Source organism: Pseudoalteromonas maricaloris (assembly GCF_024746855.1).
Taxonomy (GTDB): Bacteria; Pseudomonadota; Gammaproteobacteria; order Enterobacterales; family Alteromonadaceae; genus Pseudoalteromonas; species Pseudoalteromonas maricaloris.
This window is the reverse complement of the sequence record NZ_CP024625.1, coordinates 3774949-3792500: the sequence shown is the minus strand read 5'-3', so window position 1 is coordinate 3792500 and position 17552 is coordinate 3774949. Positions and strand designations below refer to the sequence as shown.

Annotated in this window: 16 protein-coding genes and 2 rRNA genes (1 of these 18 running past the window's edge); 17 read left to right on the top strand and 1 reads right to left on the bottom strand. The window is 42.7% G+C overall.

The window, feature by feature from the left end:
• The 7 genes from CTT31_RS16895 to CTT31_RS16865 all read left to right on the top strand — a co-directional run.
• Nucleotides 1–1803, top strand: a 23S ribosomal RNA gene (locus tag CTT31_RS16895) (it extends 1080 nt beyond the left edge of the window).
• Nucleotides 1804–1920: 117 nt separating this feature from the next.
• Nucleotides 1921–2034 (top strand): 5S ribosomal RNA (gene rrf, locus CTT31_RS16890).
• A gap of 333 nt (nucleotides 2035–2367) precedes the next feature.
• The gene (gene lexA, locus CTT31_RS16885) at nucleotides 2368–2982 is read left to right on the top strand and encodes a transcriptional repressor LexA (RefSeq protein ID WP_039490834.1); all 615 of its coding nucleotides are present in this window, start codon (nucleotides 2368–2370) and stop codon (nucleotides 2980–2982) included.
• A gap of 360 nt (nucleotides 2983–3342) precedes the next feature.
• Nucleotides 3343–4485 (top strand): cytochrome c oxidase subunit II, encoded by a 1143-nt coding sequence (gene coxB, locus CTT31_RS16880; RefSeq protein WP_130125760.1) that lies wholly within the window; start codon nucleotides 3343–3345, stop codon nucleotides 4483–4485.
• Complete coding sequence (ctaD, locus tag CTT31_RS16875) at nucleotides 4485–6059, top strand: cytochrome c oxidase subunit I (protein ID WP_211858791.1); 1575 nt, start codon at nucleotides 4485–4487, stop codon at nucleotides 6057–6059. The genes coxB and ctaD overlap by 1 nt, the downstream gene beginning before the upstream one ends.
• A complete protein-coding gene (locus CTT31_RS16870; RefSeq protein ID WP_039490841.1) occupies nucleotides 6059–6637 on the top strand; it encodes a cytochrome c oxidase assembly protein in 579 nt (192 codons plus the stop codon). The genes ctaD and CTT31_RS16870 overlap by 1 nt, the downstream gene beginning before the upstream one ends.
• Nucleotides 6627–7502, top strand: a complete 876-nt coding sequence (locus CTT31_RS16865) for a cytochrome c oxidase subunit 3 (RefSeq protein ID WP_260491615.1) — start codon at nucleotides 6627–6629, stop codon at nucleotides 7500–7502. Before CTT31_RS16870 ends, CTT31_RS16865 begins: the two co-directional genes overlap by 11 nt.
• Here CTT31_RS16865 and CTT31_RS23625 read toward each other — a convergent pair.
• Complete coding sequence (locus CTT31_RS23625; RefSeq protein ID WP_081629166.1) at nucleotides 7408–7704, bottom strand: DUF2909 family protein; 297 nt, start codon at nucleotides 7702–7704, stop codon at nucleotides 7408–7410. The two genes, CTT31_RS16865 and CTT31_RS23625, sit on opposite strands and share 95 nt — an antisense overlap.
• 12 nt (nucleotides 7705–7716) lie before the next feature.
• Here CTT31_RS23625 and CTT31_RS16860 point away from each other — a divergent pair, with 12 nt between their 5' ends.
• The 10 genes from CTT31_RS16860 (at nucleotide 7717) to CTT31_RS16815 (ending at nucleotide 17541) form a co-directional block, all read left to right on the top strand.
• Nucleotides 7717–8445 (top strand): SURF1 family protein, encoded by a 729-nt coding sequence (locus CTT31_RS16860; RefSeq protein ID WP_039490846.1) that lies wholly within the window; start codon nucleotides 7717–7719, stop codon nucleotides 8443–8445.
• Nucleotides 8438–8929 carry a hypothetical protein gene (locus CTT31_RS16855; protein WP_039490848.1) on the top strand — a complete coding sequence of 164 codons (492 nt, stop codon included), beginning with the start codon at nucleotides 8438–8440 and terminating at the stop codon, nucleotides 8927–8929. The genes CTT31_RS16860 and CTT31_RS16855 overlap by 8 nt, the downstream gene beginning before the upstream one ends.
• A 9-nt stretch (nucleotides 8930–8938) precedes the next feature.
• Nucleotides 8939–9952 (top strand): COX15/CtaA family protein, encoded by a 1014-nt coding sequence (locus CTT31_RS16850; RefSeq protein WP_130125763.1) that lies wholly within the window; start codon nucleotides 8939–8941, stop codon nucleotides 9950–9952.
• Nucleotides 9936–10835: a heme o synthase gene (gene cyoE / locus CTT31_RS16845; RefSeq protein ID WP_260491614.1), complete on the top strand. Its 900-nt coding sequence runs from the start codon at nucleotides 9936–9938 to the stop codon at nucleotides 10833–10835. The genes CTT31_RS16850 and cyoE overlap by 17 nt, the downstream gene beginning before the upstream one ends.
• Nucleotides 10832–11425, top strand: a complete 594-nt coding sequence (locus CTT31_RS16840; protein WP_211858788.1) for an SCO family protein — start codon at nucleotides 10832–10834, stop codon at nucleotides 11423–11425. Before cyoE ends, CTT31_RS16840 begins: the two co-directional genes overlap by 4 nt.
• A 155-nt stretch (nucleotides 11426–11580) precedes the next feature.
• On the top strand, nucleotides 11581–11853 hold the full coding sequence (locus CTT31_RS16835; protein WP_010604348.1) for an STAS domain-containing protein: 273 nt from the start codon (nucleotides 11581–11583) through the stop codon (nucleotides 11851–11853).
• Between the two features lie 9 nt (nucleotides 11854–11862).
• Complete coding sequence (locus CTT31_RS16830) at nucleotides 11863–12225, top strand: response regulator (RefSeq protein WP_010378447.1); 363 nt, start codon at nucleotides 11863–11865, stop codon at nucleotides 12223–12225.
• Between the two features lie 18 nt (nucleotides 12226–12243).
• Nucleotides 12244–14334, top strand: a complete 2091-nt coding sequence (locus tag CTT31_RS16825; protein ID WP_039490860.1) for a chemotaxis protein CheA — start codon at nucleotides 12244–12246, stop codon at nucleotides 14332–14334.
• Complete coding sequence (locus CTT31_RS16820) at nucleotides 14331–14852, top strand: chemotaxis protein CheW (RefSeq protein ID WP_039490862.1); 522 nt, start codon at nucleotides 14331–14333, stop codon at nucleotides 14850–14852. The genes CTT31_RS16825 and CTT31_RS16820 overlap by 4 nt, the downstream gene beginning before the upstream one ends.
• 1 nt (nucleotide 14853) lies before the next feature.
• Nucleotides 14854–17541, top strand: coding sequence for a methyl-accepting chemotaxis protein (locus CTT31_RS16815; protein ID WP_045988261.1), 2688 nt, complete (start codon nucleotides 14854–14856; stop codon nucleotides 17539–17541).
• Nucleotides 17542–17552 lie beyond the last annotated feature (11 nt).

The window sequence follows — 17552 nt, the reverse complement described above, 5'->3', positions numbered from 1 at the left end:
AATAGCTCACTAGTCGAGTCGGCCTGCGCGGAAGATGTAACGGGGCTAAACATACCACCGAAGCTACGGCTGCAGACTTTGTCTGCGGGGTAGGGGAGCGTTCTGTAAGTGGCTGAAGGTGTGCCGGGAGGCATGCTGGACATATCAGAAGTGCGAATGCTGACATGAGTAACGACAAGAGGAGTGAAAAACTCCTCCGCCGGAAGACCAAGGGTTCCTATCCCATGTTAATCAGGGTAGGGTGAGTCGACCCCTAAGGCGAGGCTGAAGAGCGTAGTCGATGGGAAACGGGTTAATATTCCCGTACTCGGTATGAATGCGATGGGGGACGGAGCAGGCTAGGCAAGCATGGCGTTGGTTGTCCATGTGAAAGGCTGTAGGCTGGTGACTTAGGAAAATCCGGGTTGCTAAGGCTGAGAGTCGAGACGAGCCACTAAGGTGGTGAAGTTGTTGATGCCCTACTTCCAGGAAAAGCCTCTAAGCTTCAGTTCATACTGAATCGTACCCTAAACCGACACAGGTGGTCAAGTAGAGAATACTAAGGCGCTTGAGAGAACTCGGGTGAAGGAACTAGGCAAAATTGTACCGTAACTTCGGGAGAAGGTACGCTCTTGTTTGTGAAAGACTTGCTCTGTAAGCAAACGAGAGCCGCAGTGACCAGGTGGCTGGGACTGTTTATTAAAAACACAGCACTGTGCAAAATCGTAAGATGACGTATACGGTGTGACACCTGCCCGGTGCCGGAAGGTTAATTGATGGGGTTAGCTTAGGCGAAGCTCTTGATCGAAGCCCCGGTAAACGGCGGCCGTAACTATAACGGTCCTAAGGTAGCGAAATTCCTTGTCGGGTAAGTTCCGACCTGCACGAATGGTGTAACCATGGCCACGCTGTCTCCACCCGAGACTCAGTGAAATTGAAATCGCAGTGAAGATGCTGTGTACCCGCGGCTAGACGGAAAGACCCCGTGAACCTTTACTACAGCTTGGCACTGAACATTGACCCTACATGTGTAGGATAGGTGGGAGGCTTTGAAGCAGAGACGCTAGTTTCTGTGGAGCCGACCTTGAAATACCACCCTTGTAGTGTTGATGTTCTAACTTAGGCCCCTGAATCGGGGTTGAGGACAGTGCCTGGTGGGTAGTTTGACTGGGGCGGTCTCCTCCCAAAGAGTAACGGAGGAGCACGAAGGTTTGCTAAGTACGGTCGGACATCGTACGGTTAGTGTAATGGTAGAAGCAAGCTTAACTGCGAGACAGACACGTCGAGCAGGTACGAAAGTAGGTCATAGTGATCCGGTGGTTCTGAATGGAAGGGCCATCGCTCAACGGATAAAAGGTACTCCGGGGATAACAGGCTGATACCGCCCAAGAGTTCATATCGACGGCGGTGTTTGGCACCTCGATGTCGGCTCATCACATCCTGGGGCTGAAGTCGGTCCCAAGGGTATGGCTGTTCGCCATTTAAAGTGGTACGCGAGCTGGGTTTAGAACGTCGTGAGACAGTTCGGTCCCTATCTGCCGTGGGCGTTTGAGAATTGAGAGGGGCTGCTCCTAGTACGAGAGGACCGGAGTGGACGAACCGCTGGTGTTCGGGTTGTGATGCCAATTGCATTGCCCGGTAGCTACGTTCGGAACTGATAACCGCTGAAAGCATCTAAGCGGGAAGCAGGCCTCGAGATGAGTTCTCACTTTGACTTAGAGTCAACTGAAGGGCCGTTGAAGACTACAACGTTGATAGGCGAGATGTGGAAGTGCTGTGAGGCATTAAGCTAACTCGTACTAATTACCCGTGAGGCTTAACCATACAACGCCAAAGTGGTTTATAAGTGACAGAAGTTAATAGACTAAAGTAGACAAAAGAATTTAATAGCTTTTTCCGGATTTACATTGATGAGGGAGACTTCATTGATGAACAGAATTTCCTGGTGACTATAGCGTTTTGGACCCACCTGACCCCATGCCGAACTCAGAAGTGAAACAAAACAGCGTCGATGATAGTGTGGATTACCCATGTGAAAGTAGAACATCGCCAGGGCCAAATAAGAAAAACCCGTTGCAGTAATGCAGCGGGTTTTTTGCTGTTTGGGATATAGAAAACCTCGCGAGATGAACTCGCTCCCACCACAGTATCAGCATAGTGCAACATGGTAGGTGGTGGTTAATCAGCCCTAAATCTTAATAATCTATTTCTTATTGCGTAGAGTCGTAGGTTATGCTCTGAGGCACAGACTTCACTTCTTGTTTAATGGTGCTCTAATTAATGCTATTAGCAAATACACTTAAAATATGTCGAATAAAGAAACATTTGCGATTTTTTTTGAGCTGTATATACTTACAGTAAATAAACCACTGTATGGAACACCAGTTAATGCGTCCTCTAACAAAACGACAAGAACAAATCTTTGAATTAATAAAAGTATTCATAAAAGATACTGGCATGCCTCCAACTCGTGCTGAAATAGCTGATGCTTTGGGTTTTAAGAGTGCAAATGCAGCGGAAGAGCATCTTAAGGCGCTTGCGAAAAAGGGAGTTATCGAAATGGTCCCAGGCGCAAGCCGAGGGATTCGACTTGTAGAGGATGAATCCGAACAACTTGGTTTACCTATTATTGGCCGTGTTGCTGCTGGTGAGCCTATTCTGGCAGAGCAACATGTAGAGAGCCACTGTAATGTAGATGCGAGTTTTTTTAAACCTAATGCTGATTACCTTTTAAGAGTTAATGGTATGAGCATGAAGGATATTGGCATTATGGATGGTGATCTACTAGCTGTTCACAGCACTCAGGTGGCTGAAAATGGCCAAGTGATAGTGGCTCGCGTAGAAGAGGACGTGACAGTTAAACGCTTTGAAAAGAAAGGGAAGAAAGTTTTATTGCATGCTGAGAATGAAGAATTTAAAGCGATTGAAGTGGATCTAGAGCATCAAAATTTCTCCATTGAAGGGTTAGCTGTCGGCGTTATCCGAAGTGCTGACTGGATGTAGTTTATGAGAGCGAGTGTAGCGTTAAATATAAAGTTGCGCTTGCTTTAACTATATTTTGTTTAAAAAGTGATAATTAACTTTTCTAACTATGTGAAAGTAGGATGATTATAGTGACTTTAATCATTTAGTAATATTTTTAGTTTTCTGATCTTTATACACTATTTTTCATCATTCTTTGTTTTACCCCCTATAGTTCCCAGTTTTGATTCTAAAGTCGGTCTTCTCGAAAATCTTGCAATTTGTTTGTTTTTTGACTAATTGGTTAATAGTCGTGCAGTAAGTCTATGTACAAATAGACAATATGACAGTCATCCAATAATAACAAAAGACAACCACGAGTTGTCTTGAAGGAGACGTCAAATGAAAATTTGTCGATTAGTTGTAGCATTCATCGCAGTGCTAATCGCCATGCCCTCACTTGCTAACAGCGCTTACAATATGAGGCAAGGTGTTACAGACATTAGTCATCAAGTGTATGAGCTTCACATGACCATATTTCTAATATGTTGCGTCATTGGGGTTATTGTATTCGGGATTATGTTTTGGGCGCTTATAAAACACAGAAAGTCAAAAGGCGTTGTTGCAGCGCAATTTCATGAAAGCACCAAAGTGGAAATACTTTGGACAGCAATTCCTTTCCTGATACTCATTGGTATGGCAATACCAGCCACAAAAACGCTTATTGCTATGGAAGACACGAGTAAAGCTGATCTGACCATTAAGGTCACAGGCTCTCAGTGGAAATGGCACTATGAGTATATGGGGCATGATGTTGAATTCTATTCTTTGCTCTCTACTCCGAAAGATGAAATTAGTGATCTCAAAGAAAAAAATGAAAATTACCTGCTTGAAGTTGATAAGCATTTAGTTATTCCCACCGATAGGAAAGTTCGCTTTTTGATGACCTCAGATGATGTCATCCATTCTTGGTGGGTGCCCGATTTTGCGGTGAAGAAGGATGCCAATCCAGGCTTTATAAATGAGGCATGGACAAAGGTAAACGATGAAGGAATTTACAGAGGCCAATGTGCTGAATTATGTGGCAAAGATCATGGCTTTATGCCTGTCGTTGTCGAGGCCGTAAGTCCCGATAAATTTGATAGTTGGCTCAACGATGCTAAAGCTGAAAAAGCAAAAGCAGAGGCTGAGTCACAAGCAGTTGCCCAACAAACCCTTTCGAAAGAAGAGTTAATGGAGGTTGGTGAACAAACTTACATGGCTTATTGCGCAGCTTGCCATCAACCAACCGGGCTTGGGCTACCAGGTGTCTTCCCTGCAATGAAAGGGAGTAAAGTCGTCACGGGAGATATTAAAGCTCATATAGATATTCTACTTTTAGGTCGCCCAGGAACTGCGATGCAATCTTTCGCAAAGCAATTAACAATCAAGCAGATAGCGGGGGTTATCACCTATAAAAGAAATAGTTGGGGTAATGACACCGGCGATGTTATTCAGCCAAGCCAAATACAGCGTGAGATAGATGCATTAGAGGAGGGTAAGTAATGAGTGCCATCGTAGAAGAACATTCACACCATACAGCTCCAAAAGGCTTAAAGCGCTGGCTGTTTACCACTAATCATAAAGACATTGGAACTCTGTATTTATTGTTCTCGCTAACCATGTTTTTAATTGGTGGTGCTATGGCTATGGTGATCCGAGCCGAGCTTTTCCAACCTGGGTTACAGCTTGTAGATCCGCATTTTTTTAATCAAATGACGACAGTACATGGACTAATAATGGTATTTGGCGCAGTAATGCCCGCATTTACTGGTCTTGCCAACTGGATGATCCCAATGATGATTGGTGCTCCTGATATGGCGTTACCGAGAATGAATAACTGGAGTTTTTGGATACTACCCTTTGCATTTGCAATTTTACTGATGTCGTTATTTTTGGAAGGCGGCGGGCCTGCTTTCGGTTGGACTTTTTATGCGCCACTATCTACAACGTACAGCAATGACAATACTGCATTTTTTGTTTTTGCGATCCATATAATGGGCATTAGCTCTATTATGGGTGCTATCAACGTTATCGTGACCATCGTCAATCTTAGAGCTCCAGGTATGACATGGATGAAGTTGCCTTTATTTGTCTGGACTTGGCTGATAACTGCATTTCTTCTGATTGCTGTTATGCCCGTACTCGCTGGCGCTGTGACTATGGTATTGACTGATAAGTTCTTTGGAACGAGCTTTTTTGATGCAGCAGGTGGTGGTGATCCTGTTATGTTCCAGCATATATTCTGGTTCTTTGGTCATCCTGAAGTGTACATCATGATATTACCTGCCTTCGGCATAATCTCTACGATAGTACCGACATTTTCAAGAAAGAAACTGTTTGGCTATGCATCAATGGTTTATGCAACCGCTTCAATTGCTCTGTTGTCGTTCGTCGTTTGGGCTCATCATATGTTTACTACGGGCATGCCTTTAGCTGGTGAGTTGTTTTTTATGTATGCAACTATGCTCATATCAGTGCCTACTGGCGTTAAGGTTTTTAATTGGGTAGCTACAATGTGGCGAGGTGCTATTAGTTTTGAGGTGCCCATGCTTTTTGCCATTGCGTTTATCGTACTTTTCACAATTGGCGGATTTTCCGGTTTGATGTTAGCAATTACGCCTGCAGATTTCCAATATCACGATACCTACTTCGTTGTCGCGCATTTCCATTACGTGTTAGTTACGGGAGCTATATTCTCAATAATGGCCGCCGCATATTATTGGTTACCAAAGTGGACAGGGTACATGTTTGATATCAAATTGGCTAAATTTCACTTTTGGCTCTCCTTGGTTAGTGTGAACGTACTGTTCTTCCCAATGCACTTTGTTGGTCTTGCTGGCATGCCAAGGCGGATCCCTGATTATGCTCTACAGTTCGCTGATTTCAACGCGATCATTAGTATCGGAGGGTTTGCATTCGGTCTTTCTCAACTGTTGTTTGTTGCAGTGGTTTATAAATGTATAAAAGGTGGAGAGCAGGCCTCTGGGAAAGTATGGGATGGGGCAGAGGGATTAGAGTGGCAAGTACCATCTCCGGCTCCTTATCATACCTTTTCAACGCCACCGGAGATTAAGTAATGCAACATGGACGCCTGCTTAAGAAGCTTATTTTGTTGACGCTAGGTATGTTTGCTTTTGCCTTTGCACTGGTTCCTCTATATGACGTTTTTTGTGATGTCACAGGCCTAAATGGTAAGCCATCCATGGAAATCGCAAAGCAGAGCGAGTCAATTGCGCAAAGTCGACAAGTAGATGTGAGCTTCACAACGCACAGTCAAAGCCAGGCGCCATTTAAGGTCGATGCAGTCGAGCACTCGGTTAGAGTTCAACCCGGTAAGCTAACCGATGTCAAATTCATTGCAAAAAACTTGAGTGATAGTGAGCGTGTGTTGCAAGCGATCCCTTCAGTGTCTCCAGGGAAAGCGGCAAAGTATTTACACAAAATGGCCTGCTTTTGTTTTGATCAGCAACCAATGAAAGGCAAAGAAGAAGTTGAGTTTGTCTTGAGGTTCTATGTAGATACGGAGCTCCCAAGTGATGTTGAGGAACTCACGCTTTCATATACGTTGTTTGATATTACAGAGCGAGTTAGCAAACAAAACAGTGATGGACTGAATATGCTAGCCGCTCGAGAGGAGTTCAAATATGAACCATGAACAAGAAAAATATTATGTGCCTGAGCAAAGTCCATGGCCAATCGTCGGGGCTTTTGCACTTTTCTTTATCGCTGTTGGCGCTGGCTTAACGATTATTCAACTTAAATCAACCAGTAATAGTGGAGTAATGCTACTGCTCCTGGGTATTGCTGTGCTGATCTATATGATTTTTGGTTGGTTCAGGAATGTGATCCAAGAATCTCAAACTGGATTATATTCTGCCCAAATGGATCGTTCGTTCAAGCAAGGAATGGGATGGTTTATCTTTTCCGAAGTTATGTTTTTTGCTGCTTTTTTTGGTGCACTTTTTTATGCACGAATGATAGCTGTGCCGTGGTTAGGCGGTGCAAGTAATAACGCCAGCACCAACGAGGTTTTATGGCCTCAATTTGAAGCTGTATGGCCATTGCTCACAACTCCAGATGGAACTGTCACTCAAGCTATGGGTTGGCAGGGACTTCCGCTGATCAATACGATTATTCTATTAGCATCATCAGTAACGCTTAGCTTTGCCCACGTAGCTTTAGAAAAAGAGCAAAGGGCGAAAGTGAAGGCATTCTTAGGATTAACAGTACTACTTGGCGTCGCATTCTTAACCTTGCAAGTGGAAGAGTATATTCACGCTTATCAAGATCTGGGGCTAACTCTCCAGTCGGGGGTTTACGGTAATACATTCTTTTTACTGACAGGATTTCATGGCTTCCATGTCACACTTGGTGCGGTTATTCTTTTCGTTATATGGATCAGGGTGTTGAAGGGTCACTTTACCGCTAAGAATCACTTTGCTTTTCAAGCTGGGGCTTGGTATTGGCATTTTGTTGATGTTGTTTGGTTGTGCCTGTTTGTATTTGTTTATGTGTTGTAACAACGGGTGAAGAGTGTAGTTTTATAAAGCCAAATTGAGCAGCAAGACAGATTAGAAGTACGACAGCTATTGATGCATAAACTCTTTGTTGCAATAGCCTCGCCATCGACTCTTGTTGCTCTGACTTGAGCATGACTAGCATAGCTCTAAATAGATTTAGAAAAACGAGTAGTAGCAGTACAACAATAATAATTTTAATCATAAGGGGTGTCCGATGGATTTAGGTGCACTTTTTAAAGGTAGATCAAAACCCCCCATATTGGCAGCATTAATCGTTGTTCTTTTATGTGGCTCGCTCTCTTATTGGCAGTGGCAAAGAGCGCAGCAAAAACATGTGTTGCAGCATAAAGTTGAGATTGAAAAATCGCTAGGCTTAGCTAATGAGCAGCCAGTAACATCCCAGCCGCTCACGCAATATGTTAATGCTGAAGTGTCGATTACAGGGAATTTTGTAGGCGATGCGGTTTGGTATCTAGATAATCAAGTCGTGAAAGGCCGAGTCGGTTTTGATGTAATTGGTATTATAAAAATTTCCGAAACTGATGAGTATCTAGCTGTTAATTTAGGTTTTGTGCCACAGCAGGCTAGTCGCGTGCCTACCGTTTTTTCTCTTCCAAGTGACACCGTTTCTCTACCTGTCTATATCAAATCTAGTGCTAGTAAGCGGTTCACCTTAGCTAAGTCTGCGGCTGAGGAGGCAACAAAACAATCTGTGATTCAGTATATTGATGTTGATTACTTATCTGCGGAGTCAGGTAAACCTCTTTTACCTCTAATTGCCTACATGACTAAAAACAGATTTGCAGGGACTGAGCCCCATTATCAACCGGTCGTAATGTCACCGCAAAAACATGAAGCTTATGCTTTACAGTGGTTGCTTATTGCCTTGGCCGCGGTAGTGATTGGCTGGAAACTTTCAAAAAAGGAGAATAAAGATGTCTAAAAGCGCGGCATGGTTTATAGGGCTGTTTATATTCCCCTTACTATTGGCATTTGTTGCCTTGAAGGTCGGCTGGATACCACATAGCACGACTAATCACGGTGAATTTTTAAGTCAGGAGGTTCGCCAATCAGAGCTGGTTTTAGATACTGAGTGGAGTATCGTTTATCAGCGACCAAAGCAGTGTAATAAGCAATGTTCTTTACTACTAGATAGCTTACCTAATTTGTATTTAGCGCTGGGGAAAAACCAGCAGAAAGTATCGCTCGTGGTATTACAAGAGCGAAATGAAAAAGGTATTGAGTACGCTACTTCTTTGCCGATATACCTCAACCAGTTAGATGACAACTATCTCTACCTGGTTGATAAAAAGGGGTTATTTGTACTTAAGTATGCACCAGTAGCAAGCTTAGAAGAAATGCGAAATGTACAAAAAGGGCTACTGAGTGATCTGAAGAAATTATTGAACTACTCTCGTTCAAGTTAGGAGGTAAATATGTCCAAGGTAAGAATAAAAATCGCAATATTTGCCTGTTTCGTCGCAATAACGGTAGTGACACTTGGCGCCTTCACACGTTTAAGTGATGCGGGACTTGGATGTCCAGATTGGCCTGGGTGTTACGGCTTTTTAACAGTACCAAATGAGACTCATGAACTATCTGCGGCTAAAGACAGTTTTCCACATTTAGAAATAGAAGCAGAAAAAGCATGGATTGAAATGATCCATCGCTATTTTGCCAGTTTCCTCGGGTTACTTATTTTGGCACTTGCATGCATAAGGCTGTTCAAGAAGCAAAAAACAAAAAGCCCTAATCGTCACTACTACTTACTGCTATTGCTTGTGTTATTTCAAGGGGCACTTGGGATGTGGACCGTGACGATGAATTTACAGCCAGTCATTGTGATGGGTCATTTACTAGGTGGGTTTAGTATTCTTGCATTGCTGGTGTTATTGGTTTTAAGGCTGAAATACACCACTATTACTGCTAGTGTAACTAGCCTTACCTGTCGTTTATGTTATGTGGCTCTTGGTGTGTTGATTATACAAATTGCGCTAGGTGGATGGCTTGCAGCCAATTATGCTGCTCCACATTGTACAGGGTTGCCGCTATGTGACAATCTTCAACTTTTCTCTTGGCAGAGTTTATTCACACTTCCTGAAGCTTCAGCGACTTATGAGTTTGGTGTTTTGCCATTCGAATCTAGAGTATCTATTCACTTTATCCATCGGATATGGGCAGTTATTACCGTTTTAACGCTACTTGCTGCATGTTGGCCACTCCTTAGAGCTGGTCAAAACCGCTTACTCCGACGCTCAGCACTTGTTGTGTTAACTTTGGTTGCGATACAGGTTTTGGTGGGGGGGGCAATCGTACACTTCCAATTTCCTCTGTTGTTAACCTTATTCCATAACTTCATGGCAGCAATGGTGTTATTAGCAATGGTGAAATTGTGTTTCTTTATCAGCCTGACGCAAAAAGTAGGAGTAAAATATGCTTCAATTAACTAGTTTTTCAGAGCTTCAAAAAGCAACTACTTTATTCAAAGCCTACTTTGGCATGTGTAAGTTCAAAGTGGTATGTATGTTGGTTATTACTGCTTGGGTCGGGATGATGTTAGCACCACAAAGTGATAAAACATTATTGGCACAATTAATGAGTTTGTTTGGCATTGGTTTACTTTCAAGTAGTGCAGCAGCTGTAAATCATATCGTGGATAGAGAAATAGATAAAAAGATGGCGCGAACACGAAACCGACCGTTAGCGACAGACTCTGTTTCTGTATCATCAGCGTTAATCTTTGCGACGGGTCTCGCTATTTCTGGGTATGCTCTATTAACTATTTTCGCCAATCAGTTATGTGCGCTACTTACCTTAGCCGCGCTATTCGGTTATGCCGTGGTTTATACGTTATTGTTAAAGCGCGCAACACCTCAAAACATAGTAATTGGGGGGTTAGCAGGAGCGATGCCACCCTTGCTAGGTTGGGTCAGTGAGACTGGTCAGCTTGGTGCAGAACCTTGGTTGTTAGTAATGATCATTTTTGCTTGGACACCTCCCCACTTTTGGGCATTAGCTATTGCTCGTAAACGAGACTACGAAAAAGCCGAAGTCCCCATGTTACCAGTAACGCATGGAAACGAATTTACAAAACTCTGTGTGCTATTTTATACCATCATTTTAACTATAGTCTGTTTGCTACCTTACCTAGTGGGAATGTCTGGTTGGATCTACTTGTTGGTCTCTGGCATGGCAAATGTCGCTTTTATTTACAAAGCCACCAAGCTTATGAGAACAAATAGTTTAGAGTATGCTATGAGGGTATTTTATTTCTCTATCTGGCATCTTTTGATAGTGTTCATTGCACTCTTTGTGGATAAAGCATTTATATGAAAAAATTTATCTTAATTATCTCTATGTTAATTCTGTTTGGTTGTGGGCCTGCACCAGATGTCTCTGAAAAAGTGGTTTGGTATCCAAAGCCTAAGGACGTGAATGCGTTTGAATTAAGGGATCAATACGGTGAGGTTGTCTCAAACCAAGACTTTACCGGTAAATGGAATTTGCTGTTTTTGGGTTACACCAGCTGTCCCGACGTGTGTCCAATGACGTTGTTGAAATTAACTCACGTATATCAATCCGTAAAAAGCAAAGGTGACTTACAAGTATGGTTTGTATCGGTCGATCCTAACCGAGATACTGAAGAGAAGCGTTTGGCCTACATCAAGCACTTTGATCCTGATTTTAAAGCGGTATCTGCCGAGCATTCGGCTTTATTTCCTTTTGTGAGAGATCTAGGTTTAATCTACGCAATAAATCAGGAACAGACAGAAGAGTATTATGTTGATCATAGTGCGTCTGTAGCATTAATTAACCCAAAAGGTCAGCTTGAGGCTATTTTCAAACCTACACATACAGCTGGAGCTGTCCCTACAATCGATGACAAACTACTTCTCGCTGACCTAGAGAAGATCATCAATTAGTCTTATATCGACACTGGTCGACCCCAGTGTCGTTGTACTATCTTACCTCTAACGCTTTAATTATTTGCGGATTTTTAATCAATCTTTGTGGCATTTTTACCATCACGGTCTAAGCTAATTTTATTACTCATTTTTACAAGGATAGTCTTCAGCTCATGTTGAAACTTCCACCTGAAATGGCGATTAACCATGTGGAAAGCCTGTACCATCAGATTTTCCAGGACTCTATGGAAACATCAGACATCACGATTGATATTAGTGAAGTGCAAAGAGCCGACACAGCATCTATACAACTGCTCTGTGCCGTGCAAAAACACTTGCTCTCGTTAGAACATAAAATTGTATGGCATGGTGAAAGTGACGCTTTAGCGCAGGCGGTAAATGAGTTGGGATTAACCCATTATTTATTCCATAGTATTGAAAATTAAGAGGTGAATATGAAAAAGATTTTAGCTGTGGATGATTCGGCGTCAATGCGCCAAATGGTTGGCTTTACTTTGAAAAAAGCAGGTTTTGATGTCACGGAAGCCAAAGATGGCAGTGAAGCACTATCTATTGCCAAGCAACAAGGGTTCGATGCCGTGATCTCTGATGTAAACATGCCTGTAATGGATGGGATCACACTTATTAAGGAGCTGCGTAGCCTACCCAACTATAAGTTCACCCCTTTACTAATGCTGACCACCGAGTCTGGATTGGATAAAAAAACAGAAGGTAAAGCGGCGGGAGCAACTGGTTGGATAGTGAAACCATTCAACCCTGAACAATTGCTAGCGGTATTGAAAAAAGTCATAAGATAGATACAGAGAGGCGTCGATATGAGTATTGATTTAAGCCAATTTTTTGATGTCTTTTTTGAAGAGAGCTTTGAAGGTCTAGACATAATGGAAGCTGAGCTGCTGAATTTACAGCCAGGCCATGAAGACTCAGAAACGATCAATACTATATTTCGCGCAGCACACAGCATCAAAGGTGGCAGTGGAACATTTGGTTTTACTTCTGTCGCTAACTTCACGCATGTGTTGGAAACCTTACTCGATCAGATCAGGGATGGGCGTCGACAGTTGACCGCTGAACATGTCAATTTGCTGCTCCAATCTGTTGATTGTTTAAGGGCGTTACTAACCGCATTACAAGCCGAAGAAGAGCCAGATCTTTCCAATGCGAATGAGTTGAAAGTTAAATTTGAAGAGATTTTAGGTGGTAAAGAGAGTGTTAGCTCAGATACTGCCGATAGCATACCTCAAGGGCAAGAATCTCAAACCTATCAAATAGACTTTAAACCGCTCCCCCACTTGTTTAAAACCGGTAACGAACCGCTCTATATGTTAAGTGAGCTATCGGAATTGGGGGATTTAGAAACTCATGCGTTTTGTGATGCAATACCTGAAATTGATGACTTCAATCCAGAGGATTGCTACCTCAGTTGGCGGTTATACTTAACAACCAGTCATCCAGAGTCGGCGATTAAAGAAGTATTTGAGTGGGTTGAGGATGATGCTGAAATTTCTATTACCTTATGTGGTGGTTTATTTGAAGATGATGTGAGTGTCTCCACAACGCCAGAACCAGAGAGTGAGAAGAAAGAAACGTCGAGCAACGACACTCAAAATATTGATGTACCAAAAACACCCTCAGCGACAGCGACAAAGGCTAAGCCTGAGGCTAGTAAGAAATCAGCAGAGTCGACTTCGATCCGTGTTGGGATTGATAAAGTAGATTCGCTTATCAATATGGTAGGGGAGTTGGTTATTACCCAAGCTATGTTGACTCAATTAGGCGAGCAAGAACCGACCGAAAATACACTTGCTGCGATGCAAGAAGGCCTCGCTCAATTAGCCCATAATACGCGAGATTTGCAAGAAAATGTAATGCGAATCAGGATGTTACCTATTAGTTTTGTCTTCAGCCGATTTCCTCGCTTAGTAAGAGATACGTCACAGAAGTTGAATAAACAGGTTGAACTAAAGCTGCTAGGAGAGCAAACAGAATTAGATAAAACCGTGATGGAAAAGATTTCCGATCCTATGGTTCATTTAGTAAGAAACTCTTTGGATCATGGCTTAGAAACACCGGAAGACAGAATTAAAGCCGGAAAAGATCCCGTGGGTACGGTGACACTGAATGCTTTCCACCAAGGTGGAAATATTGTGATTGAAATCATGGATGATGGCAGAGGCTTGAATACCGAAAAAATAAAAAGTAAAGCGATTGCCAATGGCCTTATTCAAGCAACTGATGAGCTGACTATTGAAGAGGTTAATGAACTTATTTTTAGGCCTGGATTTTCAACAGCCGATGAAGTGAGTGATATCTCTGGTCGCGGCGTGGGTATGGATGTTGTTCGACGAAATATTCAAGCATTAAACGGCAGCGTTGAAGTGACTTCTGCAAAAGGGGTTGGCTCAACGTTTACAATTAGGTTGCCATTAACGCTGGCCATTCTTGATGGTCAACTGGTTAAAGTTGCAAAGCATACCTACATCATTCCACTTATTTCTATTGTTGAGTCTTTACAAATAGATATTAAAAAAGTGAGCAAAGTAGGTAATGGCTTAGAGGTGCTTCGGTTACGAGATGAATACATACCAATACTAAGGCTATATCAACTATTTAACCATGGTGGTGCAATAGAAGAGTTGGATAAAACACTGTTAGTAGTTGTAGAGAGTGATAATCACAAAGTGGGATTGTTGGTGGATGATTTACTGGCGCAACAACAGGTCGTTATTAAAAGTCTCGAAGCGAATTATCAGAAAGTAAATGGGATCTCAGGGGCGACAATTTTAGGTGATGGCAGAGTCTCTTTAATTGTCGATATTAGTGGTCTTATCAAACTGAGTGGCTTAAAGCGTCCAGGAACTCAAGAGTTATTAGTAGAACAAGAGTTAGATGAGGTGGTGTCATGATCACTGAAAAAGCCTCGATTAATGAACAAGTCATGCTTGCAGACAGAGATGACGATACACAATTTCTCACCTTTATGATGGCGGGCGAAGAGTATGGCATGGATATTCTGGCCGTACAGGAAATAAGAGGGTGGGAAGAAGTCACTGCAATTCCAAATGCTCCTATGTATGTAAACGGTGCGATTAATTTACGTGGCACGATAGTGCCAATCATAGATTTAAGGGTTCGATTCGGCTTACCACAAATCGAATATGGAGCGCTAACCGTGGTTATCGTTGTCTCCGTTGTAATAAAAGAGGCAACAAAAATTATGGGGTTAGTTGTTGATGCGGTGTCTGACGTATACAGCATCAACGAAGAAACAGCGAAGGATGTTCCAGATTTTCAAGACTCGGAAAATAGTCAATTTGTACAAGGACTTGTAAATGTTGGTGAAAAAATGGTCGTACTTTTAAATTTGAAGAAGATATTAGATCTTGAAGTAAAGCAGAATGAGCAATTGGTTGTCGGGGGATAACATGAGCGATCAAGCATTAGCAAGTCAACTCAACAATAGAGTTCTGATTGCGGGTGCCATAATATTTGTGGGCTTGGCAATTAGTGTTCAAATGTTGAATATTAATATGTCTACACAAGCCTATGTGGCGATGGTTATAGCAGCTGTCAGTGTGGTGCTGGCAATTTTACTACTTAAGCAAAGCGCAAACATTCTGCTTTCTAAGTTACAGGATGTTGAGGAAATTGTTCCCGCGATAGAGAGTAAAGATGTTAGCTTACTCAATGCAAGTAATGCATCACGCCAATCATCTTTATACAAAGCGGTTGCTAATTTATTAAATGGTGACGCACTAGATGGTCAAGACCATAGCCATAGTTTGTTGCTAGCTTTAAAGGTCTGTCAGGCTAATGTTATGCTTGCAGATGCCTCTCTCAACATTGTGTATTTGAACGATTCAGTAACCAGTATGCTGCGTAAAAATCAGGCTAAGTTACAGCAAGAGTTACCTGGTTTTAATGTTGATAGCTTGATAGGTGCCAACATTGATACGTTCCATAAAAACCCTAGCCATCAGAGAGGCATACTCGCTAATTTGACCCGTCCATATGTCACACAAATCAAAGTGGCAGGTTTGACCTTTGATCTTATTGCCACGCCAGTTTTCGATGATGAAGGGCAAAGGATCGCGACTTTAGTTGAGTGGAAAGACCTTACAAGAGAATTAGCGTTAGAGAAAAAGCAGGCGGATTTGGCGAGCCACAATGCTCGTATATCGAGCGCGCTGGACGTTTGTCAGGCAAACGTAATGCTAGCGGACGAAGGGTTGAATATTATTTATGTTAATGATTCGGTTGTACGAATGCTGAGAGACAATCAAGCACAGCTTAGAAAGTCACTGCCGAATTTTGACGTGGATACGCTTGTTGGGCAATGTATTGATGTATTTCATGCTAACCCGAGTCATCAAAGAGGTTTGCTCGAAAAGCTGAGCGATGTATATCGCACAGATATCAAAGTTGCTGGCTTCACCTTTGGTTTAATTGCGACCCCTGTGTTTGATGATGAGAAAAAGCGGATTGGTACCGTCGTTGAGTGGGACGACAAAACAGAGCGTTTAGTTCGTGAAGAGGAAGAAAAAACTGCCGCAGCTGAAAACTTGCGCGTCCGAAGAGCATTAGACAACGTTTCAACGAATACGATGATAGCAAATGAGCAGTTTGAGATCGTTTATTTGAATCGTGCAGTGAAAGATATGATGAGAAATGCTGAGAGTGATTTAAGGCGTGACCTGCCTAATTTTGATAGTAACCATCTTTTGGGGGCGAATATTGATGTATTCCACCGTAACCCAAGTCACCAACGCAGTATGCTCTCTCGGCTTGAAACTGAGTATAAAACGGAAATTGTTGTCGGCGGAAGAACCTTTGGCCTAGTCGCGAATCCGATATTTGATGGTAATAACGAACGCGTGGGCACCGTTGTCGAATGGGAAGATAGAACCAAAGAAGTCACGATTGAGAAAGAGGTGAATGGCCTAGTTCAGTCGGCTAATGCCGGTAATCTTAGTGTTCGTTTATCAGAAGATGGGAAAGATGGCTTCTACTTACGACTAACCAAAGGGTTAAATAGTTTAGTGTCTACTGTTGATGAAACAGTTACAGATATGGGGGACATGTTAGACGCCTTAGCAACTGGTAATTTAACCAGACGTATTGAAGGCGATTATCGTGGGGCTTATGAAAAGCTGAAAAAAGACGCAAATACTACAGCTGAGAAGCTAACTGAGGTGTTAGGTCGGATCCGTACTTCTGCAAATTTAGTTGCCAGTGGTGCTGATGAAATTTCCCAGGGTAACGCGGATTTGAGTCAGCGAACCGAAGAGCAAGCCTCCTCACTAGAAGAAACTGCTTCTAGCATGGAAGAAATGACCAGCACAGTTAGACAAAATGCAGATAACGCGAAAGTAGCTAATGAGTTGGCCGAAGATACTTGTGACAAGGCGACCAAAGGCGGTGAAGTAGTTACTCGCGCAGTTGAAAGCATGTCTGAAATTAATGATTCAAGTAAGAAAATTGCTGACATTATAGGTGTTATTGATGAAATCGCTTTCCAGACAAACCTTTTGGCGTTAAACGCAGCCGTTGAAGCTGCTCGGGCCGGAGAGCAAGGTCGAGGCTTTGCTGTGGTTGCTGGTGAAGTGCGCAATCTCGCTCAGCGTTCTGCAGCAGCAGCGAAAGAGATTAAAGATCTAATCAGAGATAGTGTAAGTAAAGTCGAAGATGGCACGTTACTGGTTAATGAATCTGGTGAAACACTAAAAGAAATAGTTGAGTCAGTTAAGCGAGTAACGAACATGATTTCCGACATTGCCGAAGCTTCTATTGAGCAGAGTTCAGGTATTGAGCAGGTTAATAAAGCAGTGTCACAAATGGATGAAATGACGCAGCAAAATGCTGCCTTAGTTGAAGAAGCATCTGCCGCTGGGGAGTCGATGGCTGAGCAAGCAAATGATATGAGAAGATTATTAAACTTCTTCACACTTGATGAATCCTCACATCGTAGTTTAGAAATATCTGAGTCACCGAAGAACTATAAGGCGCCAGAAAAGCAATTACCAAAGCGGACAATGAACTCCAATAAGCCTCCCCAGCAAAATACGAGAAGTAATCAGTTTGCAGATGACTCGGAAGAGTGGGAAGAGTTTTAGGGTTAGGTAAT